The organism is Streptomyces sp. NPDC054786 (assembly GCF_053611685.1).
The window spans coordinates 15,270-27,264 of record NZ_JBSHAW010000071.1; the positions used below are offsets into that span (position 1 = coordinate 15,270).

The 11,995-nt window shown below is 72.4% G+C and carries 9 protein-coding genes; 4 read left to right on the plus strand and 5 right to left on the minus strand.

From position 1 onward, the window contains the following. Nucleotides 1–201 precede the first annotated feature (201 nt). Nucleotides 202–1,095, minus strand: coding sequence for an alpha/beta fold hydrolase (locus tag ACWGI6_RS36460; protein ID WP_453271480.1), 894 nt, complete (start codon nucleotides 1,093–1,095; stop codon nucleotides 202–204). Between the two features lie 353 nt (nucleotides 1,096–1,448). Between ACWGI6_RS36460 and ACWGI6_RS36465 the strand changes: the two genes are divergently transcribed. The 3 genes from ACWGI6_RS36465 to ACWGI6_RS36475 all read left to right on the plus strand — a co-directional run bounded on the left by ACWGI6_RS36465 (nucleotide 1,449) and on the right by ACWGI6_RS36475 (nucleotide 5,547). Then, a complete protein-coding gene (locus tag ACWGI6_RS36465) occupies nucleotides 1,449–1,946 on the plus strand; it encodes a hypothetical protein (RefSeq protein WP_453271481.1) in 498 nt (165 codons plus the stop codon). 94 nt (nucleotides 1,947–2,040) lie between these two features. After that, on the plus strand, nucleotides 2,041–3,672 hold the full coding sequence (locus tag ACWGI6_RS36470; protein ID WP_453271482.1) for a multicopper oxidase family protein: 1,632 nt from the start codon (nucleotides 2,041–2,043) through the stop codon (nucleotides 3,670–3,672). Nucleotides 3,673–3,792: 120 nt separating this feature from the next. Further along, complete coding sequence (locus ACWGI6_RS36475) at nucleotides 3,793–5,547, plus strand: NAD+ synthase (protein WP_453271483.1); 1,755 nt, start codon at nucleotides 3,793–3,795, stop codon at nucleotides 5,545–5,547. Between the two features lie 273 nt (nucleotides 5,548–5,820). On the opposite strand, the gene ACWGI6_RS36480 is transcribed toward ACWGI6_RS36475, so the two are convergent. From ACWGI6_RS36480 to ACWGI6_RS36495, 4 genes are all read right to left on the minus strand, one after another. After that, nucleotides 5,821–7,056 (minus strand): MFS transporter, encoded by a 1,236-nt coding sequence (locus tag ACWGI6_RS36480; protein ID WP_453271484.1) that lies wholly within the window; start codon nucleotides 7,054–7,056, stop codon nucleotides 5,821–5,823. A 164-nt stretch (nucleotides 7,057–7,220) separates the two neighbouring features. Beyond that, a complete protein-coding gene (locus ACWGI6_RS36485) occupies nucleotides 7,221–8,225 on the minus strand; it encodes an endonuclease/exonuclease/phosphatase family protein (RefSeq protein ID WP_453271488.1) in 1,005 nt (334 codons plus the stop codon). Between the two features lie 259 nt (nucleotides 8,226–8,484). Further along, entirely contained in the window at nucleotides 8,485–9,147 is a 663-nt protein-coding gene (locus tag ACWGI6_RS36490) for a TetR/AcrR family transcriptional regulator (protein WP_453271485.1), read from the minus strand. After that, nucleotides 9,144–10,763, minus strand: coding sequence for an MFS transporter (locus ACWGI6_RS36495; protein ID WP_453271486.1), 1,620 nt, complete (start codon nucleotides 10,761–10,763; stop codon nucleotides 9,144–9,146). Before ACWGI6_RS36495 ends, ACWGI6_RS36490 begins: the two co-directional genes overlap by 4 nt. A gap of 192 nt (nucleotides 10,764–10,955) precedes the next feature. Here ACWGI6_RS36495 and panB point away from each other — a divergent pair, with 192 nt between their 5' ends. Continuing rightward, a complete protein-coding gene (panB, locus tag ACWGI6_RS36500) occupies nucleotides 10,956–11,816 on the plus strand; it encodes a 3-methyl-2-oxobutanoate hydroxymethyltransferase (protein WP_453271487.1) in 861 nt (286 codons plus the stop codon). Nucleotides 11,817–11,995: the final 179 nt, after the last annotated feature.

The window sequence follows — 11,995 nt, forward strand, 5'->3', positions numbered from 1 at the left end:
GAAGGGCCCGTTCCCTGCCCTTCATGGGGTGGCCCCGGACGGTGAACGCCCCGGAGCAGCGGGGAGAGCGGGCAGTGGGACAGGGTTCCCGGACCGGCCCGGACGCGATATTCGGCTGCGCGTCCGGCACGGAACGGCAGCACGAAGAGGTGCAACAGCGAGGAGCAGGGCATCGACGCCGGGCTCGACGATGCCGTCGCCCTAGGCGAACGGCGCGGCCGCGCCCCGCCCCGTCCCCGTCAGGTCCAGCACCGCCTGCGCCACCGACTCCGGCACGTCGGCCATCACCAGATGGCCGGCGGGGGCAGCCACCGCGAACCGGCCGCCCAGCGCCGCGGCGAGCCCCCGCTGCCGCTCCAGCGAGCGCAGTTGCCGTGCCGATTCGCTGCCGTCGTACGCCGCGAGGACGGCCACCGGCACCGGGGGCAGCGGGCGTTCCAGGCGCAGCGCGGCGAGCTCAGCGGCCTGGTAGGGGTAGCTCGCGTTCTCCAGGGCACAGGCCCGCGCCACCCGGCTGGTGCGGTAGCCGGCCTGCTCCCAGGGGTGCGGCGGATGGCTGCCGACGGTCGAGGCGCGGCCGATCAGCCGACGGGTGGCGGGGCCCAGGGCGCGCGGCAGTCCGGCGGCGGACGCGAGCCCGGCCATCTTGCCCGCCCAGGCGATACGCACCGCGCGCGGCAGCCGGGGCCGCGGGGCGTCCTCGATGCCGGCGTCGGCCAGCACGATCCCGGCGCAGCGCTCCGGATGCAGCCGGGCGAACGCCTCGGCGTGGAAGCCGGCGAGCGAGTGGCCGACGACGGTGGCCGGCCCCGGATGGCCGAGCGCCTCCAGAAGACGGGCGATCCGGTCGGCCTCGGCGGCGAGGGTGGGCGGCTCGGGCGCCGGGGCACTCAGGCCGAGGCCGGGGCGGTCGAAGCGGACGACGGTGCGGTGCGGGGCGAGCAGCGCGGCGACCGCGTCCCAGTCGAACCACGCCATACCGAGACCGCCGCTGAGGACACAGACCGGGCCGCTGCCCTCGGTCAGGACATGCAGCGGCACACCGTCGATGCGCAGGAACCGGCCGGGCGTGGGGAGGCGGCGGGGTCGGCTCATCGGGCTCCTTCTCCGGCTCCGTTGTCTCTGCTGCGTGCGTGACGGACGTCCGGACGGTCGGGTGGACCCGGCCCGGGTCCACCCGGATTTCCCCCGGCTGCCGCCGGTGGCGCCCTCGGCCGCGCGGGTGGCGTGGAGTGCCAAGAGTAGGCGGATGGGGGAAAGTTAAGCGGTGATACCGGCGCAAAGAACCACAATCAGCCGATACTGGCTGGCCCGCGACCCGGCGGCGAACGGCGCAAACGGCACTCCGCTCGGCGGGCCACCACGGGGAGCCATACCCCTAGGGGGTAGGGTGCGGGCGGCGGGCCTCCCGCGCTTCCGCCGGTTCGCCGTCCGTCGAGAGGTCAGCGATGCACGAACAGAGCAGGGCCGCCGTGTGGTGCGGTCGGCTGCTGCGGTTCACGGCACTGATCCTCGGCATCGTCACCCTGCATACGTTCGGGCACCCGAGGGCCGGACACGGCGCAGACCACACGCTCTTCGCGACGGTCCCGAGGGCGCGCCGCATGGCGCAGCCGCTGCGGCAGGCGGCCGCACCTCCCCGGACGTACCGCGCGGCCGGGCCGGCCGGCGCCGTCACCCGCGACGCGCACGCCGCCTCCGCGCAGCCCACCGACGCCCGCGCCGATGCTCCCGGTGGCGCCATGGTCCCCAGGAGCATCCGCCGCGCCGTCCTCCCGGTCCGGGCACCCGCCCCGCCGGCCCTCCCGGGCGCCGGTGCACCGACCGGACGCCGGGAGACCGGCGCGCGCCGCGCCCCGTGTTCCGGTCCGCCGCGCAGCCTGGGGCCGATACCCCGGCCGCCACGCCCCCAACTCCCCGCCCGACTGCCGGTGCTGCGCGTGTAGGAGCGCGCCCCGCCGCCGACGCCCACCGGAGTCCGCGGCAGTGCCCCTCACCCCACCCAGATCACCACCGACATCGTCACGAGGTGCTTCCCCCATGCGTACGCCCTCCCGCCGCGCCCTGCTCGGCGCAGGTATCGCCGTCGCCGGCAGCGGTCTGCTGTCCGCCTGCGCCACCGGCACAACCGGCTCCGTCCCGCACTCCGCCACGGACGATCTGAACGGCACGGACCCCTCCCACGGCCCCGACGGCCACACGCCGTCCGGGTATGTGTCCCCCGACGGCCCGGAGGTCGCCGAGGCCGAGCGCAGGCGGGGCTCGGGGCCCGTACGCCACTTCTCGCTGACCGCCGCCGAGACCCGGATCGACCTGGGCGGCCGTACCGTCAAGACCTGGACGTACGGCGACGAGCTGCCCGGCAAGGAGATGCGTGTCACCGCGGGCGACCGGATCGCGCTGACCCTCGCCAACCACCTTCCGCAGCCCACGACGCTGCACTGGCACGGGCTGACGGTGCGCAACGACATGGACGGCGTCCCCGGCCTGACCCAGCGGTCCATCAAGCCCGGCGGCTCGTTCGACTACCACTTCGCCGTCACCACCCCCGGCACGCACTGGGTGCATCCGCACTACGGTCTGCAGCTGGACCGCGGGATGTATGCGCCGCTGATCGTCGATGACCCCAGGGAGCCGCTCTCCTACGACAAGGAGTGGGTCGTCCTGCTGGACGACTGGCTCGACGGGGTGGACGGCAGCACTCCCGATGCGGTGCTCAAGGAGCTGCACGGGGGCGTGGACCGCGGCGGCATGAACCATGCCGAGAGCGACGTGGGCCACGAGGCAAAGCGCGGCGGCGGCGGCTCGCACGCCCAGGGCGGAGCGGCCCCCGCCGACGGCCCGTCGCGGATCCTGAAGGGCGCCAGGAGCAAGCTGCTCGGCCATGACGCGGGCGATGTGGACCACCCGTACCACCTCGTCAACGGGCGCACCACCCACGACCCGCGGACCTTCCGCGCCAGGCCCGGCGACCGCATCCGGATCCGCTTCATCAACGCGGGCAGCGAGACCGCCTACCGCGTCGCGCTCGGCGGCCACCGGATGACCGTGACGCACACCGACGGCTTCCCCGTCGAGCACGCGGAGACCGATGCGCTGCTCCTCGGGATGGCCGAGCGCTACGACGTCCTGGTCACGGCCGGGGACGGCGTCTTCCCGCTCACCGTGCTCGCCGAGGGCAAGGGGCGCTCCGCGCTGGCCTTGCTGCGCACCGGGAGCGGCGAGGCGCCGAGTGCGTCCACCCGGCCCAAGAACCTGTACGGCAGGCTGCTGACCGCGGACCGGTTCCGGGCCGCCGAGTCGGTTCGGTCCGTGTCGCGCCGCCCCGACCGCACCCTGGAGATGACCCTCACCGGCACCATGGAGAAGTACGACTGGGCGATCAACGGGAGCCCGTACACGCCCTCCCAGCGGTATCCCGTCGAGGCCGGTGAGCGGGTCCGGATCATCTTCCGCAACCACACCAGGATGTGGCACCCGATGCATCTGCACGGCCACACCTTCGCGCTGCCGGACGGCGGCCCCCGCAAGGACACCACGATCCTGCTGCCCGGCCGCAGGGTCTCCGTCGATTTCGACGCCGACAACCCCGGGCTGTGGATGGTCCACTGCCACAACGTCTACCACTCGGAGTCGGGAATGATGACGATCATCGGCTACCGCAAGAAGTAGCGGCCCCGGGGCGTGTGGCGAGCGCCCACGGGCCACCGCGGGACCGTCCGTCACACCCCCGAAGCACCGCCGAGATCCCTCCGACCCCCATTGCGTCAGAAAGACGATTACACTGGCGGAGTGCCTCAACTTCGTCTCGCCCTCAACCAGATCGATTCCTGTGTCGGCGATCTCGCCCAGAACGCCGAGACGATCCTGCGCTGGACCCGGCACGCCGCCGACCAGGGCGCACACCTCGTCGCGTTCCCCGAGATGGCGCTGACCGGATATCCCGTCGAGGACCTCGCGCTGCGCCCCTCGTTCGTCGAGGCGAGCCGCGGCGCGCTGCGGACGCTGGCCGGCCGGCTGGCCGAGCAGGGTCTGGGCGACCTCCCGGTGATCGTCGGCTATCTCGACCGCGGGACGCAGGCCAAGCCGCGCTACGGCCGCCCCGCGGGCGCCCCGCAGAACGCCGCCGCGGTGCTGTACCGGGGCGAGGTCGCGCTGAGCTTCGCCAAGCACCACCTTCCCAACTACGGCGTCTTCGACGAGTTCCGCTACTTCGTCCCCGGCGACACCCTGCCCGTCGTACGGGTCCACGGGGTGGATGTCGCGCTCGCCATCTGCGAGGACCTGTGGCAGGACGGCGGCCGGGTGCCGGCGACGCGCAGCGCGGGCGCCGGGCTGCTGGTGTCGGTCAACGCCTCGCCGTACGAGCGGGACAAGGACGACACCCGGCTGGAGCTGGTCCGCAAGCGGGCCCAGGAGGCCGGCTGCACCACCGCCTATCTGGCGATGATCGGCGGGCAGGACGAGCTGGTCTTCGACGGCGACTCGATCGTCGTCGACAAGGACGGCGGCGTGATCGCGCGGGCACCGCAGTTCGCGGAGGGCTGTGTACTGGTCGACCTGGACCTGCCCGCCGCGGCGCCCGTGCCCCCCTCGGGCGTGCTGGACGACGGGCTGCGGGTCGACCACCTCACCCTCTCCGCCGAACCCCTGCCGCCCTATCCCCCCGAGACCCTCGGCGGTGCGGCCGAACGCCTCACCGACCTGGAGGAGATCTACACCGCGCTGGTCGTCGGCCTGCGCGCCTATGTCGCCAAGAACGGCTTCCGCAGCGTGGTGCTCGGCCTGTCCGGCGGGATCGACTCCGCGCTGGTCGCCGCTCTCGCCTGTGACGCCCTGGGGGCGGAGCACGTCCATGCCGTGGCGATGCCCTCCCGCTATTCGTCGGAGCACTCCCTCACCGACGCCGCCGAACTCGCGCACCGTACGGGCCTGTCCTTCCGTACGGTGCCGATCGGCCCGATGTTCGACGCCTACATGGCGGCGCTGCCGCTGACCGGACTGGCCGAGGAGAATCTGCAGTCGCGGCTGCGGGGCACCACCCTGATGGCCATCTCCAACCAGGAGGGCCATCTGGTCCTCGCCCCCGGCAACAAGTCCGAGCTGGCCTGCGGCTATTCGACCCTCTACGGCGACTCGGTGGGCGGCTACGGCCCGATCAAGGACGTGTACAAGTCGGTCGTCTACCGGCTGGCCCGCTGGCGCAACCGGGCCGCCGCCGACCGCGGCCAGGCCCCGCCGATCCCGGAGAACACCCTCACCAAGCCCCCCAGCGCCGAACTCCGCCCCGGCCAGGTCGACACCGACTCCCTGCCGGACTACGACGTCCTGGACCGCATCCTGGAGCTCTACGTCGACCACGACCGCGGCCGGGAGGACATCACCGCCCAGGGCTTCGACGAGGCGCTGGTGACGCGCGTCCTGCGCATGGTCGACCACGCCGAGTACAAGCGCCGCCAGTACCCGCCCGGCCCCAAGATCTCCGCGAAGGGCTTCGGCAAGGACCGCCGGCTGCCCATCACCAACCATTGGCGGGAAGGGGCCTGACGGGCCGTCCGGAGACACGGTGGGGGCGGGCCGGCGTCGTCCCGCGGCCGGGCCGCCCGGCCGGTTGCCCCGGACGCCGCCCGTGCGGGCGTACCGCGGACAGGCCGCCCGGTCCGGCGGGACGCCGCAGGGTCGGGCCCGGTCAGGCGGCCGGGTCCCTGGTCAGGGCCCGGTGACGGGCGGTGGACGTCACGCGGGACACCGCAGGGCCGGGGAGGCTCCGGGTGTCCCGCGTTTTCCGTACTCGGCTCGCTCGGCGGCCGCCGTGGGCGGTCAGCCGATGTGGTCACCGGCCGGCACGCCGGCGCCCGGGGCCGGCTCCGCCGCCGCCTCGCCGCTGCGGGCCACGATCCGGGAGGCGTCGTGGGCGCCGCGGTCCAGGAGACCGGCCACGACGGCGACGGCCAGGCCCAGGGCGGCCAGCACCGCGCCGACCAGGGTCGGGGAGGTCCAGCCCCAGCCGGCCGCCAGGGCCAGCCCGCCGACCCAGGCGCCGCCGGCGTTGGCGAGGTTGAAGGCGGACTGATTGGAGGCGGCGGCCAGGGTCGGGGCCTGCTGCGCCTTCTTCATGACCAGCATCTGGAGAGGGGTGGTGGTCAGGAAGCCGACGGCACCGATGACGACGACCGTGACCAGCGCCGCCCACTTCACCTGGGCGGTGAAGTGGAAGGCGGCCAGCACGAGGGCCAGCGCGGCCAGCGAGCCGTACAGGGTCGGCCGCAGGGCCCGGTCGGTGAGCGGGCCGGCGGCGAGTGCGCCGAGCGTCATCCCGATACCGAAGAGCGCGAGGACCAGCGGGACCGAGCCCGCCGCGAAGCCGGTGACCTCGGTCATCATCGACGCGAGGTAGCTGTAGACGGCGAAGATCCCGGCGAAGCCGAAGACGGTGGTGAGCAGGCCGAGCAGCACCTGGCGGTTGCCCAGCGCCCGCAGTTCGCTGCCCAGACCGGTGCGCTCCTCGGCCGGCAGCGGGGGGATCAGCCGGGCCAGGGAGGCCATGGCGACCAGCCCGATGGCGGCCACGACGAGGAAGGTGGCGCGCCAGCCGAGCTGCTGGCCCATGAGGGTCGCGGCGGGGACGCCGATGATGTTGGCGACGGTCAGGCCGAGGAACATCGTGGCGACCGCGCGGGCCTGGCGGCCCTCGCGCACCAGCCGGGCGGCGACCACCGCGCCGACGCCGAAGAAGGCACCGTGCGGGAGCCCGGCCAGCAGCCGGCCGGCGATCAGCAGACCGAAGGTGGGGGCCAGCGCGGAGGCGAGGTTGCCGACCGTGAAGACCGCCATCAGGCAGACCAGCATCCGCTTGCGCGGGATGCGGGAGCCGAGGGCGGTCAGGAGCGGGGCGCCGATGACGACGCCGAGGGCATAGGCGGAGACGAGGTAGCCGGCGGTGGGCACCGAGGTGCCCAGATCGTCCGCGACATTGGGCAGCAGGCCCATCATCACGAATTCCGTGGTGCCGATACCGAAGGCCGAGATCGCGAGCGCGAGCAGAGCCAAGGGCATGAAAGACCTTCCAGGGTTTTGCGTGCGGGCGGGCACGCAGCGCGTGGACCGTAAGTCGGTTAAGTTCTCTTACGGAACAAAGTCTCTCAGGCGCAGTATTCCGGCGTGGGAACGGGGCGTGACAAGCTCGCGTCAGATCACCGTCGGCAGTGCGTCGGCGCTGGTCAGATCTTCACCGACGCCGCGACCGGAAGGTGGTCGCTGCCGGTCGGGGACATCACCCAGGCCTTGACCGGGTCCATCCCCTTCATCATGATCTGGTCGATCCGGGCCATCGGGAACGCCGCCGGCCAGCTGAAGCCGAAGCCGTCGCCCGCCGCCCCCTGGGCGGAGCGCATCTGGGAGGTGACCGGGGCCAGCGAGCGGTCGTTCATGGTGCCGTTGAGGTCGCCGAGCAGCATGACCTTCTTCTCGGGGTCGGCGGCGATCGCCTCGCCGAGCGCCGCGGCGCTGCCGTCGCGCTGGTTGGCGGTGAAGCCCGCCTCGACCTTGACCCGTACCGACGGCAGATGCGCGACATAGACCGCGAACTTCTGGCCGTCGGCGGCGGTGACGGTGGCCCGCAGCGCGCGGGTCCAGCCCATCTTGATGTCCACCGGCTTCGCATCGGACAGCGGGCGCTTGCTCCACAGCCCGACGGTGCCCTCGACCGTGTGGTACGGATACGCCTTCGCCAGACCCTGCCGGTAGGCGGGCAGGGCGTCACCGGTCAGCTCCTCCAGGGCCACCACATCGGCGTCGGAGGCCACGATGTCCTTGGCGGTGGCCGCCGGGTCGGGGTTGTCGGCGTTGACGTTGTGCGTGGCGACCGTGAGATTGCCGCCGTTGCCGGCCTTGTCGGTGAGCTGCCCGCCGAAGAGATTGACCCAGGCGAAGACGGGCAGCACCAGCGCGAGGAGCGCGGTCGCCGAGCGGCGCAGCACCGCGGCGACGAGCAGCAGCGGGACGCCCAGCCCCAGCCACGGCAGGAAGGTCTCCAGCAGACTGCCCAGGTTTCCCACGGTGTTGGGAATCTGTGCGTGCAGCATCATCAGCAGGCCGAGCAGGACCGCGAGCACCGCGAGCACGATGCCGCGCCGCCACATGCCCTCGGGACGCCACCAGTTCCGCAGGCGTCCGGCCCGGGAACCGGCCTGCCCGGGGTTGTGCCCCTGTCCCGGCTCCGTCATGTATGCCTGCGCCATTTAGCTGTCCTCACTACCTTGCTTCGCTGCGCCTCACCTGTGGTCTCCGACCCTAGGCGATGGCCCGTAATGCGCTTTCTTACAAGTGAGGACGGCGCGGTGACGGGTCGGGGTTCCGGCCGCGGGCTTCGTGACAACGGCTGTGACAGAACGGGCATGGTCCGGTCATACGGCGGTGTGTACGCACGGATTTCCGGGGGACGGATCCGCCCCTGCACCCAACACCGCCGCTGGTGCGCGGCGTTCAGCCCGCGGCCCGGTCCGCCGCCGGCCGTACGCCCTCCAGGATCATGTCGACGATGTCCTCCGGGAGGCTCTCGGGCAGTTCCTGCCACTCGTGGAGGAGGGCGCGGGCCAGCATCGGGCCGACGAAGAGATCGGCGAGGGTCTCCAGGTCCCGGTCGGTGCGGATCTCGCCGTTCGCCACCCCGCGCCGGAGCACCCCGAGCAGCGTCTCGTGGCGGGCCCGCAGGACCGTCTCGTGGTACTCGGCCCACAGCCCGGGCTGTGCCCGGACGTGGCTGACGAGGGTGCGCAGCAGCGCTGAGCTGCGCTTGGCGAGTCCGCGGCGGCGCAGGAATTCCAGCAGGGCGACGAGGTCATCGCGTACCGAGGTGCCGTCCAGCGGCGGGCTCGGGACGTCCAGGGAGCGCATCACATCGAGCATCAGGGCGCTCTTGGCGGCCCAGCGGCGGTAGACCGTGGCCTTGCCGACGCCGGCCTCGCGGGCGATGCGCTCCATGGACAGCTCACCTATGGAGGCACCGTCCTCGATCAGGCGCAGCACTGCCTCGATGATGGCGGAGTCGGCCGCGGCGCTGCGCGGCCGGCCGCGGCGCCCGGGGGCCGCCGGGCCCGGCCGCTCCCCGGCCGCCGCCACCTCGGAGTCCCCGGCCGCCCGGCTCATCGCTGCACGCCCGCCTTCCGCTCTTCCTGCGGCTCCGCCGCCTGCGGCACCGGTGCCGTTTTGCCGGGCAGGAAGGCCGCGGCCACCACGAGCCCGACCAGTGCGACGGCGGCCGAGCCGAGCGCGGTGATGTGCATGGCGTGGATGAAGGCATCGTCGGCGGCGGCGATCAGCGACCGGCCCGCCGGGCCCATCGAGTCCGCGAGGCCGTGGGTCGCCTCGATGGATTCACCGGCCGCGTGCCGGGCGGCGGCCGGTACGCCCGGCAGCGCGTCGAGCTTGTCCTGCATACCGTCGCGGTAGCTCGTGGACAGCAGCGAGCCGAGGACGGCGACGCCGAGGGTGCCGCCGACCTGCCGGAAGACATTGTTGAGGGCCGAGCCGGAGCCGGCCTTCTCCCGGGGCAGCGCCTGCATGACCGCGACGGTGGCCGGCGGCATGATGTGCGCCATGCCGGCGCCCTGCAGGAAGAACAGCGCCTCCAGGACCCAGATCGGGGTGTCGGTGTCCAGCAGCAGCAGACCCGACATGGTGGTGGCCACCACGAACATGCTGAAGGTGCACACCGCGCGGGCGCCGTAGCGGTCCACGGCGAGCCTGGCCCGTGGCGCGAAGACCGTCTGGGCGGCGGCCAGCGGCAGGAACAGCATCCCGGCCTGCAGCGGGGTGTAGCCGCGCACGCTCTGGATGTAGAAGACGGTGAAGAACGCGACGCCCATCAGCGCGAAGAAGACCAGCGCGATGGCGACGATGGCGGCCGAGAAGGCGGGGCTGCGGAAGTAGCCGATGTCGATGGACGGGTGGTCGCTGCGTTTCTGGTGCACCACGAAGACGATCAGCACCACCAGGCCGCCGGCGATCGTGCCGACCACCTGCGGGTCGGTGAAGTCGGCGAGCTGACCGCCCTTGATGATGCCGTAGACCAGCAGGACGAGTCCGACGACGGACAGCAGCACCCCGAACGGGTCCAGCCGGCCGGGGCTGGGGTCCTGGGAGTCGGGCACCAGGACCACCATCGCGATCAGCGAGATCACCACGATCGGGGCGTTGATCATGAAGACCGAGCCCCACCAGAAGTGGTCGAGGAGAAGACCGCCGGCGATCGGGCCGACCGCGATGGCCAGACCCACCCCGCCGGCCCAGATGCCGATCGCCCTGGGCTGCTCGTCCCGCTCGAAGACGTTCATCAGGATGGCGAGGGTGGACGGCATCACGAAGGCGCCGCCCAGCCCCATCAGCGCGCGGAAGGCGATCAGCTCGGCGGGCGATCCGGACACTCCGGCGAGCACCGATCCGGCACCGAAGACGGCCAGGCCGAAGAGCAGCGTCTTCTTGCGGCCCAGCCGGTCGCCGAGCAGGCCCGCGGTGAACAGCAGACCGGCGAAGACCAGCGTGTAGGAGTTGATCGCCCACTCCAGCTCGCTCTGGGTGGCGCCGAGGCCGGTGGGAGCCGGGGTCGCGATCGTCTTCATGGCGACGTTGAGGATCGAGTTGTCCAGCACCACGATCAGCAGGCTGAGCATGAGGGTGGACAGGACCGCCCAGCGGCGGCGGTGGATACGTTCCGGGATCTGTCGGGCCTGCGCAGCGCCCGGAGTACTGGAGGGGGTGGCCATGCCGGCACCCTAAGCAGCTATCGATACGGGGCCGTTCCGTATCGAAAACCCGCCGGGCGAGTCCCGTCGTCCGGGCGAAGGGAGACCGGTCACACCCGCTCCCCTTTTCCTTGTACGCGGGCCGTGCCAGCATGGAGGGGAGTCCGGGGACACCGTCAGGGTGCCTCGAGATGACGAACAGGAGCCGTCACCATGACGCAGCTTTCGCCTGCCCAGAAGCCGGTTGCCAAGTCTCTGTACGGGGGCTCGGGGTCGCGCCGGATCACCGTCCGGGACATCGCCGCCGCCAAGGAGCGCGACGAGAAGTGGCCGATGCTCACCGCCTACGACGCGATGACCGCCTCCGTGTTCGACGAGGCCGGCATCCCCGTTCTGCTCGTCGGTGACTCGATGGGCAACTGCCACCTCGGTTACGAATCCACCGTGCCGGTCACCATGGACGAGATCACGCTGCTGTCCGCGGCGGTCGTCCGGGGCACCAAGCGCGCGCTCGTCGTCGGCGATCTGCCGTTCGGCTCGTACCAGGAAGGGCCGGTGCAGGCGCTGCGCAACGCCACCCGGCTGGTCAAGGAAGCGGGCGTGGGCGCCGTCAAGCTGGAGGGCGGTGAGCGCTCCGCCGACCAGGTGGAGCTGCTGGTCTCGTCCGGCATCCCGGTGATGGCGCATGTCGGGCTGACCCCGCAGTCGGTCAACGCCTACGGCGGCTACCCCGTACAGGGCCGCGGCGAGGAGGCCGCCCAGCAGCTTCTGCGGGATGCGAAGGCGGTGCAGGACGCCGGTGCTTTCGCGGTCGTCCTGGAGGCCGTACCGGCCGAGCTGGCCGCCGAGGTCACCCGGTCGCTGCACATCCCGACCGTCGGCATCGGCGCCGGCCTGGACTGCGACGCCCAGGTGCTGGTGTGGACCGACATGGCCGGCATGACCGCCGGCCATGTCCCGAAGTTCGTCAAGCAGTACCTCCAGCTGCGTGAGCTGCTCGGCGGCGCGGCCAAGGCGTTCGCCGAGGACGTCGTCGGCGGAAGCTTTCCGGCGGAGGCCCATACGTTTCACTGAGCCGCGCACGATTTCGGCTGTCCCGCCGTTCCTCTGCGCTTAGCTTGCGTCCCACGTTTTCGGCTGTCCCGCCGTGGTGGTGTCTCGCCGTTGCGCCTGCGGCGGGCGGGGTCCGCTGCGCGGGGCTGTGGGTGCGGTGACGGGCCTGCGGGGCCTGGTGTGTGGACTGCTGCGCTTTA